The sequence below is a fragment of the Cognatilysobacter terrigena genome (assembly GCF_004361065.1).
GTDB lineage: Bacteria > Pseudomonadota > Gammaproteobacteria > Xanthomonadales > Xanthomonadaceae > Cognatilysobacter > Cognatilysobacter terrigena.
The window spans coordinates 58,255-79,263 of sequence record NZ_SELT01000008.1 but is presented as its reverse complement, the minus strand read 5'-3'; the positions used below and the strand labels follow the sequence as shown (position 1 = coordinate 79,263).

23 protein-coding genes and 1 pseudogene are annotated in these 21,009 nt (G+C 69.2%); 10 read left to right on the top strand and 14 right to left on the bottom strand.

The genetic code is table 11. From position 1 onward, the window contains the following. The first annotated feature begins 70 nt into the window (after positions 1–70). Positions 71–301, top strand: coding sequence for a glutaredoxin family protein (locus tag EVS83_RS06975; RefSeq protein WP_133500320.1), 231 nt, complete (start codon positions 71–73; stop codon positions 299–301). Between the two features lie 146 nt (positions 302–447). Here the strand turns inward: EVS83_RS06975 and EVS83_RS06970 are convergent, their stop codons facing one another. From EVS83_RS06970 to EVS83_RS06960, 3 genes are read right to left on the bottom strand one after another with little or no spacing between them, the layout of a single operon-like run. Beyond that, a complete protein-coding gene (locus EVS83_RS06970; protein WP_133500319.1) occupies positions 448–1,008 on the bottom strand; it encodes a YceI family protein in 561 nt (186 codons plus the stop codon). Next, complete coding sequence (locus EVS83_RS06965) at positions 1,005–1,586, bottom strand: cytochrome b (RefSeq protein WP_133500318.1); 582 nt, start codon at positions 1,584–1,586, stop codon at positions 1,005–1,007. Before EVS83_RS06965 ends, EVS83_RS06970 begins: the two co-directional genes overlap by 4 nt. Beyond that, a complete protein-coding gene (locus EVS83_RS06960) occupies positions 1,583–2,197 on the bottom strand; it encodes a YceI family protein (protein ID WP_133500317.1) in 615 nt (204 codons plus the stop codon). Before EVS83_RS06960 ends, EVS83_RS06965 begins: the two co-directional genes overlap by 4 nt. A 142-nt stretch (positions 2,198–2,339) precedes the next feature. On the opposite strand from EVS83_RS06960, the gene EVS83_RS06955 reads away from it, so the two are divergent. Beyond that, the gene (locus EVS83_RS06955) at positions 2,340–5,861 is read left to right on the top strand and encodes a hybrid sensor histidine kinase/response regulator (RefSeq protein WP_133500316.1); all 3,522 of its coding nucleotides are present in this window, start codon (positions 2,340–2,342) and stop codon (positions 5,859–5,861) included. Then, positions 5,858–6,283 (top strand): TRAP transporter large permease subunit, encoded by a 426-nt coding sequence (locus EVS83_RS06950; RefSeq protein ID WP_133500315.1) that lies wholly within the window; start codon positions 5,858–5,860, stop codon positions 6,281–6,283. Before EVS83_RS06955 ends, EVS83_RS06950 begins: the two co-directional genes overlap by 4 nt. On the opposite strand, the gene hemE is transcribed toward EVS83_RS06950, so the two are convergent. The 5 genes and pseudogenes from hemE to EVS83_RS06930 form a co-directional block, all read right to left on the bottom strand. Then, positions 6,270–7,346: a uroporphyrinogen decarboxylase gene (hemE, locus tag EVS83_RS06945; RefSeq protein ID WP_133500314.1), complete on the bottom strand. Its 1,077-nt coding sequence runs from the start codon at positions 7,344–7,346 to the stop codon at positions 6,270–6,272. The two genes, EVS83_RS06950 and hemE, sit on opposite strands and share 14 nt — an antisense overlap. A gap of 55 nt (positions 7,347–7,401) precedes the next feature. After that, on the bottom strand, positions 7,402–7,653 hold the full coding sequence (locus EVS83_RS06940) for a WGR domain-containing protein (RefSeq protein WP_133500313.1): 252 nt from the start codon (positions 7,651–7,653) through the stop codon (positions 7,402–7,404). 114 nt (positions 7,654–7,767) lie between these two features. Then, positions 7,768–8,877, bottom strand: coding sequence for a 3-dehydroquinate synthase (gene aroB / locus EVS83_RS06935; protein ID WP_246022809.1), 1,110 nt, complete (start codon positions 8,875–8,877; stop codon positions 7,768–7,770). Positions 8,878–8,919: 42 nt separating this feature from the next. After that, positions 8,920–9,399: pseudogene (locus tag EVS83_RS16040) on the bottom strand (shikimate kinase); the annotation flags it as partial. Beyond that, entirely contained in the window at positions 9,396–10,232 is an 837-nt protein-coding gene (locus EVS83_RS06930; RefSeq protein ID WP_133500311.1) for a kinase, read from the bottom strand. The gene EVS83_RS06930 and the pseudogene EVS83_RS16040, both read right to left, overlap by 4 nt. 17 nt (positions 10,233–10,249) lie before the next feature. Between EVS83_RS06930 and pdxH the strand changes: the two genes are divergently transcribed. Both pdxH and EVS83_RS06920 read left to right on the top strand, forming a co-directional pair. After that, positions 10,250–10,852: a pyridoxamine 5'-phosphate oxidase gene (gene pdxH, locus EVS83_RS06925; RefSeq protein ID WP_133500310.1), complete on the top strand. Its 603-nt coding sequence runs from the start codon at positions 10,250–10,252 to the stop codon at positions 10,850–10,852. After that, a complete protein-coding gene (locus tag EVS83_RS06920) occupies positions 10,849–11,655 on the top strand; it encodes an ABC transporter substrate-binding protein (protein ID WP_208108705.1) in 807 nt (268 codons plus the stop codon). Before pdxH ends, EVS83_RS06920 begins: the two co-directional genes overlap by 4 nt. 3 nt (positions 11,656–11,658) lie before the next feature. Here EVS83_RS06920 and EVS83_RS06915 read toward each other — a convergent pair whose 3' ends face one another. The 4 genes from EVS83_RS06915 to EVS83_RS06900 are packed head-to-tail and all read right to left on the bottom strand — an operon-like array spanning position 11,659 to position 13,990. Beyond that, positions 11,659–12,120, bottom strand: coding sequence for a DUF4426 domain-containing protein (locus tag EVS83_RS06915; protein WP_133500308.1), 462 nt, complete (start codon positions 12,118–12,120; stop codon positions 11,659–11,661). A 9-nt stretch (positions 12,121–12,129) separates the two neighbouring features. Next, positions 12,130–12,954 carry a pyrroline-5-carboxylate reductase gene (gene proC / locus EVS83_RS06910; RefSeq protein WP_133500307.1) on the bottom strand — a complete coding sequence of 275 codons (825 nt, stop codon included), beginning with the start codon at positions 12,952–12,954 and terminating at the stop codon, positions 12,130–12,132. 52 nt (positions 12,955–13,006) lie between these two features. Beyond that, on the bottom strand, positions 13,007–13,294 hold the full coding sequence (locus EVS83_RS06905; RefSeq protein ID WP_133500306.1) for a hypothetical protein: 288 nt from the start codon (positions 13,292–13,294) through the stop codon (positions 13,007–13,009). 3 nt (positions 13,295–13,297) lie between these two features. Beyond that, on the bottom strand, positions 13,298–13,990 hold the full coding sequence (locus EVS83_RS06900; RefSeq protein WP_246022804.1) for a YggS family pyridoxal phosphate-dependent enzyme: 693 nt from the start codon (positions 13,988–13,990) through the stop codon (positions 13,298–13,300). 118 nt (positions 13,991–14,108) lie between these two features. On the opposite strand from EVS83_RS06900, the gene EVS83_RS06895 reads away from it, so the two are divergent. The 5 genes from EVS83_RS06895 (at position 14,109) to EVS83_RS06880 (ending at position 18,498) form a co-directional block, all read left to right on the top strand. Beyond that, the gene (locus EVS83_RS06895) at positions 14,109–15,146 is read left to right on the top strand and encodes a type IV pilus twitching motility protein PilT (RefSeq protein WP_133500304.1); all 1,038 of its coding nucleotides are present in this window, start codon (positions 14,109–14,111) and stop codon (positions 15,144–15,146) included. Between the two features lie 129 nt (positions 15,147–15,275). Continuing rightward, positions 15,276–16,445, top strand: coding sequence for a PilT/PilU family type 4a pilus ATPase (locus EVS83_RS06890; RefSeq protein ID WP_133500346.1), 1,170 nt, complete (start codon positions 15,276–15,278; stop codon positions 16,443–16,445). A 102-nt stretch (positions 16,446–16,547) separates the two neighbouring features. After that, entirely contained in the window at positions 16,548–17,123 is a 576-nt protein-coding gene (locus EVS83_RS06885; RefSeq protein ID WP_133500303.1) for a YqgE/AlgH family protein, read from the top strand. 1 nt (position 17,124) lies between these two features. Beyond that, positions 17,125–17,589, top strand: coding sequence for a Holliday junction resolvase RuvX (gene ruvX / locus EVS83_RS15865; RefSeq protein WP_208108704.1), 465 nt, complete (start codon positions 17,125–17,127; stop codon positions 17,587–17,589). A 3-nt stretch (positions 17,590–17,592) separates the two neighbouring features. Then, positions 17,593–18,498 (top strand): aspartate carbamoyltransferase catalytic subunit, encoded by a 906-nt coding sequence (locus tag EVS83_RS06880; RefSeq protein ID WP_208108703.1) that lies wholly within the window; start codon positions 17,593–17,595, stop codon positions 18,496–18,498. 13 nt (positions 18,499–18,511) lie between these two features. On the opposite strand, the gene EVS83_RS06875 is transcribed toward EVS83_RS06880, so the two are convergent. Further along, complete coding sequence (locus EVS83_RS06875) at positions 18,512–19,540, bottom strand: HDOD domain-containing protein (protein ID WP_133500302.1); 1,029 nt, start codon at positions 19,538–19,540, stop codon at positions 18,512–18,514. A 69-nt stretch (positions 19,541–19,609) separates the two neighbouring features. Further along, on the bottom strand, positions 19,610–20,971 hold the full coding sequence (gene mgtE / locus EVS83_RS06870) for a magnesium transporter (protein WP_133500301.1): 1,362 nt from the start codon (positions 20,969–20,971) through the stop codon (positions 19,610–19,612). Positions 20,972–21,009: the final 38 nt, after the last annotated feature.

Genomic DNA, 21,009 nt, shown 5'->3' with positions numbered 1-21,009 from the left:
GGAATTCGTGGGGAGACCGCTATTCTACGGCCGTACGTCCCCTCGCTTTTCCGTACTGCAGCGCATCCGAATGAGCCGGTTCATCCTTTTCCAGCGCGACGACTGCCATCTCTGCGACCTCGCGCTCGAGGTACTCGCCGCCGCGCGCCTGCCGGACTTCGAAAGCGTCTTCATCGACGACGACGACGCGCTGGAGGCGGCCTATGGCGCGCGCGTGCCCGTGCTGCGCGACGCCGCGGCCGGCGCCGAACTCGACTGGCCGTTCGACAGCGCGCGCGTCCGCGCACTCGCCGCCGGCTGAGACCGAGCACGCGCGGCGAGCACCATCAGCAGCACGATTCCTGCAAGCAGAACGATGCGGAGCAGCAGGCGCGCCTGCCGCAGGCGACGGTGCGGGCCGCGATCGATGAGAGCCATGGTCAGCATCCGTGCTGGGCGAGGGAAGCGCTATTTTGCCGCGCCGGCCTTCGCGGGCGCGAACACGACCTTCGTGCTCACCGCGACTTCGTTCGGAATGATGCTGGTATCCGCCCAATCGCCGACGCCGACGCCGAAGTCGAGGCGTTTCACCGTCGCCTGGCCTGCGAGCACCGGTGCAGCGCCGGGCGTCCAGGTGAACGTGAGCGTGACCGGCTTCGACACGCCGTGCAGCGTGAGCTGGCCATCCGCCGCATAGCGATTACCGCCGAGCGCGCGGAACTTGCTGGCGACGTAACGCGCCTGCGGGACTTTCGCGATGTTGAAGAAGTCGCTGCCGCGCAGGTTCTCGTCGCGATCCTTGTCGCCGGTCGCGGCGCCGGCGAGCGGAATGGTGACGTCGAGCTTCGACGTCGCGAGCGACGCCGGATCGAACGTGAGCTTCGTGGCGAACTGCGGAAAGCGACCGGTGAACACTTCGCCCTGGTACTTCGTGGCGAAGGTGAGCGTCGAGCCCGGCGCCTGCACGTAGTCGGCGGCGAAAGCGGGCAGCGCGGCGAGCGCGAGGACGAGCGGGGCGAGGCGGATCACGGCGTGGACTCCGGCGGGGGCAGGCGACGACGCCACGGCAGCATGCGATGCAGCGTGCCGTCGTCGAGGAAGACATGGTGGTAGATCGCGGCGCCGACGTGGCCGACGACGAGCAGCGCGAGCAGCCAGAAGCCGAACTCGTGCAGGTTCTTGGCGATGCCGTTGAGGTGCTCGTTATTCGCCGCGATGGCAGGCAGGTTGACGAGCTTGAACCACTGCAGCGGATAACCCGCCGTCGAATTGATGAGCCAGCCGGTGAGTGGCATCGCGATCATCATCGCGTAGAGAAAGCCGTGCATGCCGTCCGCCGCCAGCTTCAGATGCCGCGACATGCCCGGCACCGGGCCGGGCACCTTGTGCGTCCAGCGCCACAGCAGGCGCAGCAGCACGAGCGCGAGCAACGTCAGGCCCAGCGATTTGTGCAGCGCGTAGAAGCGGATCTTCGCGACCGGGCTGGTCAGCTCCGTCATGTAAAGACCGATCGTGCCGAGCGCGATGATCAGCGCCGCGCAGGTCCAGTGGAACAGCTGGCTGACGGGACCCCAGCGTTCGGGCAGCAGCGACGGCGTTCGACTCATGGCGTGGGCGTCTCGACGGGTTCGGGTTCGGAGGGCGTGTCGGCTTTCGGCGCACCGATGCCGCGGCTGGCTTCGATCTCGATGCGCAGTTCGACCTCGCGACCGATCACCGTCGGCCACTCGGTGATGCCGTAGTCGAAGCGATCGAGTTTCGCGGTGGCGGAGAAGCCGGCGGTGCGGCGGAACGGCGGCATCGGATGGCGCTTGAGCGCGTTGAGCGTCGCGTCCATGCACAGCGGCTTCGACACGCCGTGCAGCGTGAGCGTTCCGCAGATCTCGGCATGGTTCGCATCGCGCGGCGTCACGCGCTCGGAGACGAAGTGCGCTTCCGTGAAGCGGTCGGCGTCGAGCAGTTTGAGCACGGCGCGATTCCAGCCCGCGTCGCCGAAATCCAGCTTCTGCATCCGCACGGTGACGTCGACCTTCGCGTTCGCCCAGCCGTCGTCGTAATCGACCTGGCCATGCGATCCGGACGCCACGCCCATCGCCTGAGAGAAGCCTGCGTGCGAGGCCGCGACCATCACCCGCGTGTGCACCGGATCGATGGCGAGCGTCTCGGCGGACACGACCGTCGGGGCGAGCAGCAGCACGGGCAGCAGGCGACGGAGCATGGCGGTCCTCGAAGGGGCGATCGATTCTAGGCACGCCGCCCGTGAGCCGCCGTCGAGGCCGGCGCAACGGGATGTTCCACGCCGGTTGCCGGCCGCCACCCGATGGAGGACCCTTCGCGCGGGGACAGCGGGGAGGTGCAGGATGCGCAGCGGTTGGATGGTCGTGGTGGGTGTGTTCGTCGCGTTGGCGACGATGTCGGGCGTCGTGCGCGCCGGCCTGCCGGAAACGCCGCGGCCGCGGCAGTACACGGTCGCCGACGGCCTGCCGTCGAACCGCATCAACGGCATCGCGCAGGATCGCGCCGGCTACCTCTGGATCGCGACCAGCGACGGACTCGCGCGTTTCGACGGCGTCGGCTTCCGCGTCTGGCGTGTCGAACAGGGCCTGCGCGACAACTTCGTCTGGGCGGTGCACGTCGATGCGCAGGATCGCGTCTGGATCGGCACGCGCACGGCCGGGCTCGCCATGCTCGACGCCGCGCGCGAGCACTTCACCTGGTATGACCGTTCGACACCGAACGTCGGCGGCGTCGAGATCTGGTCGATCGCGTCGACGCTCGACGGCAGCATCTGGTTCGGGACAGCGGATGCCGGCCTCAACCGGTTGCACGGCGGACAGGTCGAACGCTTCATGCCGGTCCCGGGCGACGCACGCAGTCTGCCGGCGCCGGATGTTCGCAAGCTGCTGGTCGACAACGACGGCGCGCTGTGGATCGCCACGGGCAACGGCATCGCGCGTTGGACCGGTCGCGACTTCGCACGGGACGACGCGAATGCATTGCCGTTCCCGGTGGTCAACGGTCTGTCGTCCGATACGAACGGCGTGCTGTGGATCGGCACGCCGCGTGGACTGGTCGCGCGCGATGCGAAAGGTCGGGTGAGCGCACCGACGTGGTCGTCGAGCGGCGGCCAGCTGTTGCAGATGCTGCTGCGCGACCGCGCGGGCACGCACTGGTTCGACATTCCGCAAGGCCTCGGTGTCGAGGGCGAAGGCAATGTCGCACCCGTGTCGCTGTATAGCGCGGCGTCGCAGGGGCTGGTGCGCCCGGCGTGGGTCGATGCGCGCGAAGACCACGAAGGCGGCCTGTGGTTCGCGAGCAACACGAATGGCCTGTGGTACCTGCCGCCGCGATGGCGTCAGTTCTCCGTGCTGGCGCGGCGACTCGACGATCCGGCATCGCTGGCGAACGCACAGGTGCGCGGCATCGCCCCGTCGCGTGACGGATCGATGTGGCTCGTCGGCAGCGGTGGCGTGCTCGATCGTTTCGACAGCGAGACCGGCACCGTCGACCACGTGTTCAACGACGTCGCACAGGGCGTGATCCTCAACGGCGTGCTCGAGGACCGCGATGGCCGCGTCTGGGTGACGTATTTCGACGGGATCGCACGCTTCGATCCCGCCACGCATCGCATCCAGCGCTGGGTCGCGGCGATGCACGACGGCGCGCTCCCCGGCGAGTCGCCGTCGCTGCTGCAGGGCGACGACGGACTCGTGTGGAGCGCGGGCGAGGGCGGCGTACAGGCGCGCGAGCCCGAGGGCCGCGTCCGCATGACACTCGCACCGGGCGACGGTCGCGGTCTGCCGCAGGGCAGCGTCGTCAATGGTGTGGTGCGTGGACCGCGTGGCGCGATCTGGGTCGCGGCGTCGACGGGCCTGTACGCGATCGACGTGCGGGGCGCGAAGGCCACGCGCGTCGTCGGCGTCGGGGACGGCGCGGTGCAGGGCGTCGCATTCGATGCGAGCGGCGACCCGTGGCTCGCGCGATTCGGCGGCGTCGAGCATTACCGCGTCGAGGGCACACGACCGGTGCGCGTCGACCATCTGGGCCTCGACGTCGGTTTCCCGCGCGTGGCGCCGAGCGGGCTCGCGGTCGACACCGCCGGGCGCATCTGGGCAACGACCGTGCGCGGGCTCGTGCGCGTCGATCCGGTGTCGCGCCGCACGCGCGTGTATGGCGTACACGACGGGCTGCCGAGCCAGGAGTTCGCGGGTGCGCCGGTCGCGCGCCCGAGCGACGGTCGCATCCTGCTCGGGTCGCCGGAAGGCCTGGTCGTGTTCGATCCCGCTGTCGTGCGACCGGAAACGCGCGCACCGCGGCTGCAACTCGAAGCGGTGGACGTCAACCATGGCGGCACGCGCATCGCACTCGACCCGGCGACGCGCATCGTCGTCGCGCACGACGACCGTGACCTGCGCGTGCGTGCACGCCTGATGGCGTTCAACAACGCCAGCGCGAATGCCTACCGCTTCCGGCTCGTCGGGTTCGATCGCGGCTGGGTCGACGTCGGCGCGGATGGTGAGCGCGTGTTCTCGCAACTTCCCCCCGGCGACTACCGGTTGAAGATCATCGCGCGCACGGCCGACCAGGTCTGGTCCGCACCGCGCGAGATCGGCTTCACCGTGCGCCCGCCGTGGTGGCAGACGTGGTGGGCGCGCGGCGCGTTCGCGCTGATCGCGGTATTCGTCGCGCTGTCGCTCGCGCTGAATTATCGCGCGCGGTTGCGCCGTCGCCATGCGCTGGAGCGCGTGGAGCACGAGCGCTTGCTGGCGGAAGAAGCGTCGACCGCGAAGACGCGCTTCCTCGCGACGTTCGGTCACGAGGTCCGCACGCCGATGACGGGCGTGCTCGGCATGACCGAACTTCTACTCGACACGCCGCTGGACACCAGGCAGCGCGGCTACGTGGGCGCGATTCGCGGCGCCGGCGAGCACCTGCTGCGCCTGCTCAACGACGCGCTCGATCTTGCGCGCATCGAATCCGGACGCCTCGAACTCACGGATGCACCGTTCGATCTGCACGGTCTACTGCACGACGTGGCATCACTGGTCGGCCCGCTGGTGCGGCGTCGCGATCGCACGTTCGTGCTCGACATCGCGGCCGACGTCCCCCGCGGCGTGAGCGGCGACTGCAATCGCGTGCGGCAGATCCTGCTCAACCTGCTGGGCAACGCCGAAAAGTTCACGGAGCGCGGTGGCGTGACGCTGCGAGCCGAGCGTCGCGACGGCGGCATCCGCTTCAGCGTCATCGACACGGGACCGGGGCTTTCAGCGGAGCAGCGCGCCAAGCTGTTCCGTCGCTTCGAACAGGCCGACGGCGCGCGCACCGCCGCACGTTACGGCGGCAGCGGCCTCGGTCTCGCGATCAGCATGGAACTCGCGGAAGCCATGGGCGGGCGCATCGGGCTGGAGAGCGTCCCGGGCGAAGGCTCGACGTTCCATGTCGACCTGCCGTTGCCGGAGACCGCGCTCCCCGAAACGCCGATGCACGACGATGTCGCGCGTCCGTCGCAGCGCCCGCTGTCCATCCTGCTGGTCGAAGACGATCCCACCGTCGCCGAAGTCATGTGCGGGCTATTGCGCGCGCAAGGTCACCGCGTTCAGCACGTTCCGCATGGGCTGGCCGCACTCGCGGAAGCGGGCGTCGCGGAATTCGACATCGGCCTGCTCGATCTGGATCTTCCGGGGCTCGACGGCTTCGCGCTCGCGCGCCAGCTGCGTGCGCACGGCTTCAGCGCACCGCTGGTCGCCGTCACGGCGCGCGCGGATGCCGAATCGGAACCGCGTGCGCGCGAAGCGGGCTTCGACGATTTCGTCCGCAAACCCGTCAGCGGCGCGATGCTCGCCGCCACGCTGTCACGCGCGACCGCAGGATTACCGGCATGACGACCACACAACTGATCGGCCTCTGCCTGCTCATCGGCAGCATGTTGCTCGCTGCCTCCGTGATCGCGCGTGCGCGGCGCGGGCTAGACGGCGACACGCTGGTGCATATCGAACGTGCGGGGCAGAGCCCACTGGTGGCGACGTTGCCGGTCCTACTGCTGGGTGCCGCGCTGTTCGCGCTCATGCAGATGGCGCGTCCGGAGCATCGCGCGCCGATCGTTGCCGCGACGCCAGTGCTGCTGGTCCTCGGCTCGGTGCTGACGGCCCAGCGCGGCTACCGCCGCATGCGCGACGCCGGTGTGCCGCAGGCGTTCCTGCGCGCGTGGCGTCGCGCGCAGGTCGGTTCCATGCTGATGTTCGTCGCCGCCTGCGGCCTGATGTTCTGGCCCTACGTACGCGCGTTGACGCTTAGCGCGCGCTGAGCGTATGCACCGCGTCCACGAGCACCGCGACGTGCTCGGGATTCATGTCGGGCGACATGCCGTGGCCGAGGTTGAAGACGTGGCCGTCGCGCGAGCCGCCGTTGCCGTCGCGGTACGCATCCAGCGCGCGGCCCACTTCGGCCCGGATCGCGTCGGGTGACGCATACAGCGTGACCGGGTCGAGGTTGCCCTGCAGGGCGACGCGTCCGCCGGTGCGACGCGCGGCATCGCCGAGATCGATCGTCCAGTCGACGCCCACGCCTTCCGCGCCCGTCGCGGCGAGATCCTCGACGTACGCGCCGTTGCCCTTGCCGAACAGGATCAGCGGTGCGGATTCGTCGCCTTCGCCGCGCGGCAGCTCGGCGGCGATGCGCTTGAGGTAACGCAGCGAGAACTCGCGGTACATCGCCGGCGACAGCACGCCGCCCCAGGTGTCGAACACCTGCATGGCCTGCGCGCCGGCGATTCGCTGCGCGTCGAGATAGGCGATGACGGCGTCGGTGGTGACGTCGAGCAGGCGGTGCATCGCCTTCGGGTCGTTCAGCGCGAGCGACTTCACGCGCGCGAAGTCCTTGCTGCCGCCGCCTTCGACCATGTAGCAGGCGAGCGTCCACGGGCTGCCGGAGAAGCCGATCAGCGGGACACGGCCCTTCAGTTCGCGACGGATCAGCGAAACCGCATCGGTGACGTAACGCAGCTCGGTGCCGACGTCGGGCACTGCGAGCTTCTCGATATCCGCCGCCGTACGCACCGGGCGCTCGAACTTCGGGCCTTCGCCCTCGACGAAGTAGAGGCCGAGGCCCATCGCGTCCGGCACGGTGAGGATGTCGGAGAACAGGATCGCGGCGTCGAGCGGGAAACGCTCGAGCGGCTGGATCGTCACCTCGCACGCGAGCTCCGGGTTCTTCGCCATGGCGAGGAAGCTGCCGGCGCGTGCGCGGGTGGCGCGGTATTCCGGCAGGTAGCGGCCGGCCTGGCGCATCAGCCAGACCGGGGTGCGGTCGACGGGCTCGCGGCGCAGCGCACGCAGGAAGCGATCGTTCTGGAGGGGGGCGTAGGACATGGGCGTCGTCTCGAACGTCGCGTCGTGGAAGGCGGGTGGGGCGAGCCCCGGGGGTTCAGCGCGGGGCGGCGCCTTCGGCAAACATCAGCTGGAAGCCGCGCTTGATCTGCGCGTCGCGCGCGCTTTCGAGCGCGGCGACCGCGGCCTGCTGGTCGAGGAACTGCTCGCGACGCACCGTGCTCTTGCCGCCGATCTGGCCGGTTTCGCGCACGAGCGTCCACCCGCCGAGGAGATCGGGCTGGAGCATGAGCTGGACGAAGCGCGGCGCCTCGCGGCCTTCCGGGCGTTGTTGCAGGAGCAATCGCATCGGCGGAATTGTAGCCGCGCCGCGTAGATATTCGGCCGCGATCCCGTCGACCGCGCCGCTGCGCGCGACGGGACGCGCTTCCAAGGGGGCGTCCGGGACGCCAAGCCGGCCCGCTCAGCGCGCGGCGAGAACCTCGACCACGAGCGATTCCGGCACGTCGCGCACGATGCGGCCCTGGCCGATGCCGTCCCACAGGATGAAGCGCAGGCCGGACGCGTCGGCCTTCTTGTCGAGGCGCATTCGGTCGAGCAGGGCGCCCGGATCGAGACCCGACGGTATGCGCGTGGGCAGCTCGAGCGAGCCGAGCAGGCGTTCGAGTCGATCCGCATCCGCCACGGACGCACGACCCACTGCCGCCGACAGCCGCGCCGCGAGCATCATGCCGACGGCCACCGCCTCGCCGTGCACCAGCCCGCCGGTCGCGCCGGCGTACCCCTGTTCGGTCTCGATGGCGTGGCCGAACGTGTGGCCGAAGTTGAGCAGCGCGCGATCGCCGCGTTCGAACGGATCGCGCGCGACGACCGCCGCCTTGTAGGCGCACGAGCGCTCGACCGCCTCGGCGGTGACGCCCGGCTCGCCCGCGAGCAACGCGGCGGCGTTGGGCTCGATCCAGTCGAGAAACCGCGCATCGAAGATCGCGCCGTACTTCACGACCTCCGCCAGGCCCGCGCGCAGTTCGCGCGGCGGCAGCGTCGCCAGCGTCGACGTATCCGCGATCACCGCCGACGGCGGATGGAACGCGCCGACGAGGTTCTTGCCGGCGGGCAGGTCGACCGCCGTTTTGCCGCCGACCGACGAGTCGACCATCGCGAGCAGCGTCGTCGGGACCTGCACCACGTCGATGCCGCGCATCCAGCAGGCCGCGGCGAAACCGGCAAGGTCGCCGATCACGCCGCCGCCGAGCGCGATGAGGGTCGCGTCGCGCGTCGCGCCGAGCGAGGCGAGGGCCTCGACGGCTTCGCGCCAGCGATCGAGCGTCTTCTCCGATTCGCCGGGCGGCAGCACGAGGGTGCCGATGCGCAGATCCGGACGCAGGCGGCGCAACGTTGCGTCGAGCACGGGCAAGTACAGCGGCGCGACGTGCGCGTCGGTGACGATCAGCGCGTGGCGGCCGCGCACTGCATCGACCAGCGCGGTGCCATCGGCGACCAGGCCCGCGCCGATATGGATGGGGTACGCACCGCGCGGGCTGTCGACGTCGAGACGTCGCGGTGCAGCGTGCATTGATGGTGGATCGAATGTGATGGTGTGCAATGCATCCGCGACGTCTGCGGCATCGCGTGACGTCGTATCGATCCGCACGTGTGCCACGCCCGCATAGAGCGGCGTGCGCTGCGCAGCCATGGCGTGCAGGACCCCATCCCGATCACCGCGCGCGAGCAGCGGTCGATCCGTCGCGTCGCGCAGGCGATGGAGTTGCGTCGCGACGTCCGCATGCAGGTGCGCGACAAGCGCGGATTCGCGCATGCGTCGGCGGTTCTCCGCATCGAGCACGATGCCGCCGCCCGTTGCGATCACTACGCCGTCGTCCGACAGCGCGTTGGCCAACGCTTGCGATTCCAGTGCACGGAACGCCGCTTCGCCATCCTCAGCAAAGATTTCGGCGACGCGTCGGCCCGCCTGCGCTTCGATGGTGGCGTCCAGATCGATGAAACGCAGGCCGCGTCGCGCGGCGAACAGCGCGCCCACGGTCGATTTCCCCGCGCCGGTCGGTCCGACCAGCACCCAGTTGCGCGAACGAGTCATGCGCCGAGTGTAGGGGTGAGGCGCGCCACGTCGTCCGGATCCGGAAAACGCTGCGTGTCGAGACGGACGACGTGGTCCGCAATCGCAGGCAGTGTCGCCATTCCGCGGCGTGTCACACGCTCGAACAACTGCACGAAACGGTCGACCTCCAGCCGGCTCATCCCCGTGGTGCCCGGGCGTGCGGCGAGGGCCTCGCATTCCTGCTGCCAACGCCACTGCGGCACGACGTCGAATGATGGGGGCTGCAGATAGAGCAGGCGCGGCAGTCGCGACCACAGTGCCGGGTAGTCCAGGCGGAGCGCGTCGTTGCAGCAGCGCCGCCAGACGCCATGCGCATCCTCGTCGCGTTCGATCGCGTTGAGGGGCGTCAGCAACCCGGCGTCGTCCTCGGCCGGCACCTTCAGGCACCAGCCTTCGACGATGGCGAGGTCGCATCGGTCGACGCGCGGCCAGTCGCGCGCGGGTATGCGTCGGTCGGTGAGCTTGTCGAATCGCGGGAGCGCGACGGGCCGGCCGTCATCCAGCGCATCCAGCATCTCGACCATCAGCCCGACGTCGTGCGTGCCTGGCGGGCCCCGCGTCGCGAGCAACGGATGCACGGCGCGTGCGAGCGCGAGGCGTTGCGGCCGATCGAGATAGGCGTCGTCCAGCGACACGGAAACCGCCCGCACGCCGCGCGACCGGGCCGCCTCGACCATCCGCGTCGCGAGCGTCGACTTGCCGCAGCCCTGCGCACCGGCGATCGCGAACACGCGTCCCGAGGCGAGCGCGATATCGAGCACCCGCTCGACGAATGCGGGATCCGGACCCTGCACGTGCGGCACGCGCTGCATCGCCCCACAATAGCGCGATGGACACGCACCCCCTCCTTGCCGAAGCCCTCGCCACCTTCGAGCGCCTGTTCGTGCAGGCCGCCGAGGCCGGCGAGCCCGATCCCACCGCGATGGCGGTCGCCACCGCCGCGCTCGATGCGCGTCCGTCGCTGCGCATGGTGCTGCTGAAGGCGCACGACGCGCGCGGCTTCGTGTTCTACACGCACATGGACGGTCGCAAAGGCCTGGAACTGCAGGCCAATCCGCAGGCTGCGCTGCTGTTCCACTGGCCGCGCCTGCGCAACGGCGTGCAGGTGCGCATCGAAGGCGACGTCGGGACCGTTACCGATGAGGAAGCCGATGCGTATTTCGCGTCGCGCCCGCGCGGCAGTCAGCTCGGTGCCTGGGCGTCGCACCAGTCCGAAACGTTGGATTCGGTGGAGACGTTCGAGCTGCGGCTTCAGCAGGCCGAGCGTGAATTCACCGGCCGCGACGTACCGCGTCCCGCGCGCTGGACCGGCTTCCGCGTGAAGCCGCGACGCATCGAGTTCTGGTACGGCGCGCAGTACCGCCTGCACGAGCGCTGGTTCTACGAGCGCGACGCCGCCGGCGACTGGAGCAAGCGGATGCTCTATCCGTGACGACGCGGACCGGCCCGCAGCGCATCGTCTGCCTGACCGAGGAACCGACCGAGACGCTGTACGCGCTGGGCGAGGACGACCGCATCGTCGGCATCAGCGGCTTCACGGTGCGGCCGGCGAAGGCGCGCAAGGAGAAGCCGAAGGTCAGCGCGTTCACCAGCGCGAAGATCGAGGAGATCCTCAAGCTGGAGCCGGACTTCGTCGTCGGGTTTTCCGACATCCAGGCCGACATCGCATCGGAGCTGATCCGTCGCGGTGTCGAGGTGTGGATCAGCAACCACCGCAGCGTCGACGGCATCCTCGACTACATCCGTCGCCTCGGCGCGCTCGTCGGCGTCGCCGATCACGCGAATGCGTATGCGGACACGCTCGCTCGCGATCTCGACACGATCCGTGAAGCCGGGCGCGCGCTCCCGGTGCGGCCGAAGGTCTACTTCGAGGAGTGGGACGAGCCGATCATCACCGGCATCCGCTGGGTCGCCGAGCTCATCGAGATCGCCGGCGGCATCGACCTGCTGCCCGCACGCGCCATCGAGCCGCTGGCGAAGAACCGCATCATCGCCGACGACCGCGAGATCATCGACGCCGCGCCGGACATCATCATCGGCTCGTGGTGCGGCAAGAAGTTCCGGCCCGAACGCGTGATGGCACGCGCCGGTTGGCAAGACGTGCCCGCCGTGCGCGACGGCGAGCTGCACGAGATCAAGTCGCCGCTGATCCTGCAGCCGGGCCCCGCGGCGTTGACCGACGGCGTGCGCGAGATCGCACGCATCGTCCATGCCTGGGCGGCAAAGCGCGCCTGAACGTCAGCGCGGAAAGAAGTCGCGCGTGAACTGCATGCTCGAGGTCGCGCTGCCGTAGCGCAGCGTCACGTCGAACTTCAGCGTTTCCGGCGGCGCGATGTCGACGGTGCCGACGTGGTCGACGAGATCGCCGACATGCACTTCTCGCAGTGCGATCGGCTGCGGAACGCCGTTCACCGGCGCGACCGTCGCCGTGATGTCGACCGCCGACGGCGGTGCATCGCCATTCGCATTGCGAGCGCTGATCAGCAGCATCGCGGTGCGGTCGGAACGCTCGAGCCCGTACTCGCGCGCGACCGCTTCGTCGAGCGTCGAGGTCTGCACCACACTCGCGTGCACGACGACGTCGCCGATGCGCGCCTGCGCTTGCTGCGTGCTGCTTGCCGCCGACGCAGTGATCGGTGGGGCGTCGCGACCGCAGCCGGCGAGCAGTGCGAGGGCGAGAGCTAAAACGACAGTGCGCATGGCGATTCCTCAGTCGTTGGCAGCGGACAGCTCGCGGCCGCGTTCGGTTGCACGGGTGATCGCGCGGTCGAGCAGCGTTTCGAAACCGCCGGCCTGCAGCGTTTCGACGGCGGCCTGCGTGGTGCCGCCCGGCGACGTGACGCGCGCACGCAGCACGTCCGGTGCTTCGCCGGCCTGGATGAGCATCGCGGCGGCACCGGCGATGGTCTGACGCACGAGCAGGTCGGCCGTATCGGTCGGCAGGCCCTGGCGCTCGGCCGCGGCGCGCATGGCCTCGGCGAGCAGGAACACGTAGGCCGGGCCGCTGCCGGAGACGGCGGTCACCGCGTCCATCAGCGCTTCGTCGTCGATCCAGGTGGTCGGCCCGCCGGTGCGGAGCAGCGCGGCGGCGGTGTCGCGTTGCGCGTCCGAAACCGCGGGCGTCGCGAAAAGGCCGGTCACGCCCTGGCCGATCAGCGACGGCGTATTCGGCATCGCCCGCACGACGGCGCGCCCGCCGCCGAGCCAGCGATCGAGCTGCGACGCGGTGATGCCCGCCGCGATCGAAATCACCAGCGGGTTCGACACGGCCACGGGCACCAGCGACTCGCACACGCTGCGCATGACCTGCGGTTTCACCGCGAGCAGCCACGTCGACGCGCCATCCGCGGCGTCCGTCGCGTGGGTGAAGACGCGAAGGCCGAAGTCCTTCGCGAGTGCATCGCGCAACGCATCGACCGGCTCGGCGACGCGGATCGTCAACGGGTCGCGGCCTTGCGCGACGAGGCCGCCGATCAGGCTGCGCGCCATGTTGCCGCCGCCGATGAAGGCGAGGGTGGACGTGTCGTGCGTCATCGGCGACTCCTTGCGTGGATGGCGGCAGGATAGCGGCGCGGCGGCGCGCGCATCAGCTTTCGAGGCGTTGCAGGCGGCGTCGGTGTGCGCGCTCGCGCCAGAGCAGCGTCAGGCTGACCGCGCCGAGCACCAGTGCGATCGACAGCATCGCGAACGCGACCATCAGCAGGCGCACGCCGGCGCGACAGCCGGCGTCCATCGCATCGAGCGCGCTCGGCCCGCAGTGCGAGAAGCCGATCGATGCGGTGGCGATCGAAGCGGTGAGCACCAGCAGGCCGACGCCGCCGAACGCGACCGCGCTCCAGAACAGAATGACGATGCGATGGAGTTTGTGCGTCATGGTTCAGCCCTTGGCGGGACGTGCGCCGAACAGCGCGGATCCGACGCGCACCATCGTCGCGCCTTCTTCGATCGCGATGGCGAAGTCGTCGCTCATGCCCATCGAAAGCGTATCCACCGAGGCATGCGCCGTGCGCAGATCGTCGAACAGGCGGCGGGCCTTGCGGAACGCGGGGCGCCGGGCGTCGAGGTCCGGATGCGGCGTCGGGATGATCATCAGGCCGCGCAGGGCGAGCCGGGGGTGCGCCGCGACGGCGGCGGCGAGCGCGGGCACGTCGTCCGGCTTGCAGCCGTGCTTGCTGGTCTCGTCGTCGATGTTGACCTGCAGCAGCACATTGAGCGGCGGGCGGTCGGCGGCGCGGTGGCGGGCGAGGGCGTCGACGATCGAAGGACGGTCGACGGTCTGGACCCAGTCGAAAAGATCCGCGGCCTCGCGCGCCTTATTGCTCTGCAGATGGCCGATCAGATGCCAGGTCGCAGGGCCGGGGAGGCCGGCGGCATCGAGCTCCTGCCGCTTGCGCAGGGCCTCCTGCACGTAGTTCTCGCCGAAATCGCGCTGCCCCAGCGACGCGAGTTCCGTGATCGCAGCCGCAGGTTGCAGTTTCGAAACGGCGACCAGCACGGGCGCGGGGTGGCCGGCCGCGGTGGCCGCGCTATAAAGGCTGTCGGAGACCTCGCGGAGGGCGTCGGCGAGCACGTCGGTGACCTCGAAACCGGCCGTTGCCGGGGCGGAGCGGGGGCCTATACTGCCCCTGAGGGGGTCCGCGCGGCCACACCGCATGGATTCGGGGCTCGATCGTTACACGGGGACAAGCATGGATATCGCCGAGCTGCTGGCCTTTTCGGTCAAGAACAAGGCGTCGGACCTTCACCTGTCGGCGGGCCTGCCGCCGATGATCCGCGTCGACGGCGACGTCCGTCGCATCAACATTCCGGCGCTCGAGCACAAGCAGGTGCACGCGCTTGTCTACGACATCATGTCGGACAAGCAGCGGCGCGATTACGAAGAGTTCCTCGAGGTCGACTTCTCGTTCGAGATCCCCGGCCTCGCGCGCTTCCGCGTCAACGCGTTCAACCAGAACCGCGGCGCGGCGGCGGTGTTCCGAACGATTCCGTCGGAAGTGCTGACGCTCGAAGACCTGAACTGCCCGCCGATCTTCCGCGAGCTGATCCAGCAGCCGCAGGGCCTGATCCTGGTAACCGGTCCCACCGGTTCCGGCAAGTCGACCACGCTCGCCGCGATGCTCGACTACATCAACAAGAACGAGTACGCGCATCTCCTGTCGGTCGAAGATCCGATCGAGTTCGTGCACACCTCGCAGAAGTGCCTGATCAACCAGCGCGAAGTGCATCGCGACACGCACGGCTTCAACGAAGCCCTGCGCTCGGCGCTGCGTGAGGACCCGGACTACATCCTCGTCGGCGAGTTGCGCGACCTCGAAACGATCCGCCTCGCGCTGACCGCCGCGGAAACCGGCCACCTCGTGTTCGGCACGCTGCATACGAGCTCGGCCGCGAAGACGGTCGACCGCATCATCGACGTGTTCCCCGCCGGCGAGAAGCCGATGGTGCGCTCGATGCTGTCGGAGTCGCTGCGCGCGGTGATCTCGCAGGCGCTGCTGAAGAAGGTCGGCGGTGGCCGTACCGCAGCGTGGGAAATCATGGTGGGCACGCCCGCCATCCGTAACCTGATCCGCGAGGACAAGGTCGCGCAGATGTATTCGTCGATCCAGACGGGCCAGGCGGTCGGCATGATGACGCTCGACCAGCACCTGCAGGATCTGGTCATGCGCGGCCTGATCCTCAAGAACCAGGCCCGCGAATACGCCAAGGACAAGCGCCTGTTCGAGTAACGGCGCAGTCGCCCGTCTGCGGGCGGGCGTTCCGGCGCGCGGGCCATCGCGCACGCCGGAACGGATCGGATCCGATGGCGGCCGCGGAGCGGCCCACCCGAGCAGTCACCCGGAGATTCAACGATGAGCATGTCCCCCGGCACCCCTCCGCCCGCTGCTGCAGCTGCAGGCGGCTCGATCGACTTCTCGTCGTATCTCAAGTTGATGGCGCAACACCGCGCCTCCGACCTGTTCATCACGGCCGGCATGCCGCCGTCGATCAAGGTCCACGGCAAGATCACGCCGATCACGCAGAACCCGCTGACGCCGCAGCAGTCGCGCGACCTCGTGCTGTCGGTGATGAGCCCGGCGCAGCGCGAAGAGTTCGAAAAGACGCACGAGTGCAACTTCGCGATCGGTGTCGCGAACGTCGGCCGATTCCGCGTCAGCTGCTTCTTCCAGCGCAACCAGGTCGGCATGGTGCTGCGCCGGATCGAGAGCAAGATCCCGACGGTCGAGGAGCTGCAGCTGCCCCCGATCATCAAGACGCTCGCGATGACCAAGCGCGGCATCATCATGTTCGTGGGCGCGACCGGTACGGGTAAGTCGACCTCGCTCGCGGCGATGATCGGCTACCGCAACAAGAACTCCACCGGCCACATCATCACCATCGAAGACCCGATCGAATTCGTGCACAAGCACGAGGGCTGCATCATCACGCAGCGCGAGGTCGGCATCGACACCGATTCGTGGGAAGCCGCGCTGAAGAACACGCTGCGCCAGGCGCCGGACGTCATCATGATCGGCGAGGTGCGTACGCGCGAAGGCATGGACCACGCGATCGCGTTCGCCGAAACCGGCCACCTCGTGCTCTGCACGCTGCACGCGAACAACGCCAACCAGGCGATGGACCGCATCATCAACTTCTTCCCGGAAGACCGCCGCACGCAGCTGCTGATGGACCTGTCGCTCAACCTCACGGGCGTGGTCGCGCAGCAGCTGATTCCGACGCCGGACGGCAAGGGCCGCCGCGTCGCGATGGAAATCCTGCTCGGCACGCCGCTGGTGCAGGACTACATCCGCGACGGTGAGATCCACAAGCTCAAGGAGGTCATGAAGGAATCGACCAACCTGGGCATGAAGACCTTCGACCAGGCGCTGTTCGAGCTCTACCAGGGCGGCGAGATCTCCTACGAGGACGCGCTGCGGTTCGCCGACTCGCAGAACGAGGTGCGCCTGCGCATCAAGCTGGCGCAGGGCGGCGACGCCCGTACGCTGGCCGCGGGTCTGGGCGACGTGGGCGTGGCCGACGTCCGCTGAACCGGGCTCCCGTCCCGAAACGAAGGCGCCTGCGGGCGCCTTCGTTGTTTCCGGCTCCCGCAGCGCTTCCATTACCGCGGCGAACCCGGGCAATATGGGTCCATGTCATTGCCCGACAGCCCGACGCCGCTCGCGAACCAGCTGCTGATCGCGCTGCCGTCGCTGGCCGAATCCAGCTTCTCCAAGAGCGTGGCGCTGATCTGCCAGCACGACGAGGACGGCGCACTGGGCATCGTGGTGAACCGTCCCTCCGAATACACCGTCGGCGAAGTGCTGAGCCAGATGGGCTTCGACGGCGGCAGCGAAACGCTTCGCGCGCAGATCGTGCTGAACGGCGGACCGGTGCATCGCGAGCGCGGCTTCGTCATCCACGACGGCGGCACACGCTGGGATTCCACGCTCGCCATCGGCGATGATCTTTACCTCACCACCTCACGAGAGATTCTCGAAGCCATGGCCAATGGAGACGGCCCCGACCATGCGGTCATCGCGCTCGGATGCGCGGGCTGGGGCGCAGGACAACTCGAACAGGAACTCGTTGCCGACAACAGCTGGCTGACCGCACCGGTCGACGCTTCGCTGCTGTTCGACACCCCACTCGAAGAGCGCTGGCGCGCTGCGGCCGGACGCATCGGCGTCGACCTCTCGCGCCTGGCCGATTACACGGGGCACGCCTGACATGACAGCGGCGACGACGGTTCTCGGTTTCGACGTCGGCGCACGCAGGATCGGTGTCGCCGTGGGCAGCGCGTTCGGCACGGGCGCACGCCCGGTCGCCGTCGTCGATGTGCATGCGAGCGGCCCGGACTGGCCGGCGATCGATCGACTGGTGCGCGAATGGCGGCCCGATGCGTTCGTGGTGGGTGATCCGATGACGCTCGAAGGCGGTGACCAGCCGGCCCGCAAGCGCGCGCATTCCTTCGCACGCGAGCTCGGCCGCAAGTTCGGCAAGCCGGTGATGCTGGTCGACGAGCGTTCGTCCTCGGTCGAAGCCGCGCAGCGGTTCGCCGGCGAGCGCGCGCAGGGTGGCAAGCGCCGTCGCGACGCGCAGATCCTCGACGCCATGGCCGCGGCGATCATCGTCGAGCGCTGGCTGGCGGCGCCGGCCGACGCGGTCGAACTCGAAGCCACCCTCACCGGATAGACCATGCATCACCTGCTCACGCTCGACGGCCTGCCCCGCGCCACCGTCGTCGGGCTGCTCGACCGCGCGCAGCACTTCGCCGACACGCCGGGCGATTTCGATGCACTGCGGGGCGCCGCCGTCTGCACGCTGTTCTTCGAGCCGTCGACGCGCACGCGCATGAGCTTCCAGCTGGCTTCGCAACGGCTCGGCGCGCACGTGCTGAACTTCGACGTGTCGACCTCGTCCGCACGCAAGGGCGAGACCGCGCTCGACACCATGCGCAACCTCGAAGCGATGGGCGTTCGCGGTTTCATCGTCCGGCATCACGACGATGGCGCCGTCGCGCGACTCGCGGACGCCGCACGTCCGGAGACTGCGCTGCTCAACGCCGGCGACGGCCGCAGCAACCATCCGACGCAGGGCCTGCTCGACATGCTCACCCTGCGGCAGGCGAAGGGCGACGACTTCTCGCGCATGCGCATCGCGATCGTCGGCGACGTCAAACACTCGCGCGTGGCGCGCTCGGATCTGCACGCGCTGCGCGCGCTCGGCACGGGCGACATCCGCGTCTGCGGGCCCGCATCGCTGCTGCCCGATGACGGCACGCTGGCGGACTGCAATGTCACCCATGACGTGGACGAGGCGCTCGACGGCGTCGATGCGGTGATGACGCTGCGGCTGCAGCGCGAGCGCATGGAAGACGGGCTGGTCGATTCGCTCGAGGATTACCACCGCCATTACGGCATCACCGCCGAGCGCCTGCGTCGTGCAGCGCCCGACGCGGTGGTGATGCATCCGGGGCCGATCAATCGCGGCGTCGAGATCACCGACGAAGTGGCCGACGGGCCGCGTTCGCTGATCCTGCGTCAGGTCGCGAACGGCGTTGCCGTGCGCATGGCGGTGCTGGAGCGTCTGCTCGGCCGCTGAGTCGGTTTTGCGGTCAGGCTGCGACGGGTTCCGCGAGGCCCGGAATCGACGCTAGAAGTCGCGTGTCCTGCATGCGTTCAGCGCTGTCGGTGGAGACGGCGATGTTCGACGCGTCGATCTGACGGAGCACGCGCAGCATCGAAAGCCGGTCGGCGCGCGTTAGTACGCGCGTCAGTGGCGCTGCGTCCTCGTCGCTCCGAGCGAGCGCTTGCAGCGCCTGGCGCAACGGTTCGTCGAGACGCCAGTGCACTGCTGCGCGCGTCGAGACGTCGGCCGCAAGCGCGAGAAAACGCGGGCCGAACGCGGCGTCGGCAGCGGCCTGCGTCATCAGCGGGCGCGGCATCATGCGCATGAGCGCGGCGATGCCGGTGGATGCGATAACGGACGCGAGTTGCGCTTCGCCGACATCGCAGGCGCCGCGCGCGAGCGCACCGCACAGCCACGTGCGTGCCTCGGACTGTTCGGCGAGACGTACGCCGGACTGCGCCGCCTGCTGCGAAGGATCGGCCTGCAGGATCGGCCGCATCACCGTCGTCAGGACGACATAACGCAGGCCATCGCTGCCGATGGTGTTGACCGCCTGTGGCAACGTTGCGATCGCGCTACCGCGCCGGTAGTGCGCGCTGTTGGCGACGCGCACGACGTCGCCCGCCAGCGTCGGATCGCGCGCGAGCAGCGCCGCGATCGCATTCGAATCGACGTCGTCGCGACGCAGCGCCGAGAGCAGCTGCGGCACGAGCGCGGGCAGGCGGGGCAGGCGCGCCACATCGAGGCGCTGCGACTGGGTATCGAGGCGATCGAGGATGTCGTCGGCCAGACCGTCGACGATCGGCGCATCGGCAGGCGCGCCGAGAAGATGGCGAACGAAACGGGCGCTGAGCTCGTGCGGAGTGAGCAGGACGGCGTCGCCGGGCAACTCCGCTTCGACCGCAGCCTCATCCGCTGCGAAAGCCGGGGCAGGGGCAACGTCCTCGTTGGACGCATCGGCGATCGGCGCGGACGTCGGACGGCCTTGCAGCCGCCGCAGCAGTCGGTTGAGCATCCTGTTCCCCTTTCGCCGGTCCGTCGACGCAGTCCGGGCTTCCGGACATGGTAACGGCCCGCGCAGCCGTCACTTGAGCAGGAACAGCGTCGCCAGTCCCAGGAACGAGAAGAAGCCCATCACGTCGGTGACCGTCGTGAGGAAGATGCTGCTGGCCAGCGCCGGGTCGAAGCCGAGGCGCCGGATGGTGACCGGGATCAGCACGCCGGCGATCGCCGCCGCCACCTGGTTGATGAGCAGCGCCGCGGCGATGACTGCGGTCAGCCCCCAGTTCCCGAAGCGCAACTGCACGACCACGGCAAGGATCACGCCGAGGCCGAGCGCGGTCAGGATCGCGACCTTGCACTCCTTCCACAGCAGTGCGAGGTAGTTCGACAGGCCGACCTGGCCGAGCGCGAGACCGCGCACCATCAGCGCCAGCACCTGCGTGCCGGCGTTGCCGCCCATACCGGCGACGATCGGCATCAGCACGGCGAGCGCGACGATCTGCTGGATCGTGCCCTGGAATTCGCCGACCACGTACGACGCGAGGAACGCGGTGCCGAGGTTGATCGTCAGCCACAGCAGGCGACGCCGGGTCGCGCGCGGCACCGGGCTGAACAGGTCTTCTTCCTCGTCGAGACCCGCGGCCGACAGCGCCTGGTGCTCGGCCTGCTCGCGGATGATGTCGACGACGTCGTCGATGGTGATGCGGCCGAGCAGGATGTTGTTCTCGTCGACGACCGGCGCACTGATCCAGTCGTAGTCCGAGAACTTGCGCGCGACTTCGTTCGCGGTCTCGCCGACGCGGATCGCCGGCTGCTCGTCGTCGACGAGACGATTGATCGGCGTCGACGGATCCTGCGTGAGCAGGTCCGCGATCGAGATGCGGCCGAGGTACTGGTGCCGCCGGCTGACGACGTACAGGTGGTCGGTGTGCTCGGGCAGCTCGCCACGCAGGCGCAGGTAACGCAGCACGACCTCGATGGTGGTGTCAGTCCGCACCGTCACCACGTCCGGATTCATCAGTCGGCCGGCGGTGTCCTCCGGATACGACAGCACCTGTTCGAGACGCTCGCGGTTCTCGCGGTCCATTGACAGCAGGACTTGCTCGATCACGGCGTCCGGCAGGTCCTCGACGAGATCGGCGAGGTCGTCGAGATCGAGGTCCTCGACCGCGGCGACGATTTCGTCGGGGTCCATCTCCGCGAGCAGGCCTTCGCGCACCTCGTCGCCGACGTGCACCAGCACTTCGCCGTCGTCCTCGGCATCGACCAGGCCCCAGACCACCGTGCGCTTGGCGGGCGGCAGGGACTCGAGCAGGTTGCCGATCTCGGCGGGCGAGAGCGTGTTGACCAGGCGACGCACCGGCCCGAGACGCCCGCTGTCGAGCGCGTCGGACAGCAGCCTGAGCTGCCGCGCGGTCTTCTCGTGGCGGACGGATTCGGCCATGCGCGGATTTCCGGCGGGGACCTCGAAGGTCCGTGGGC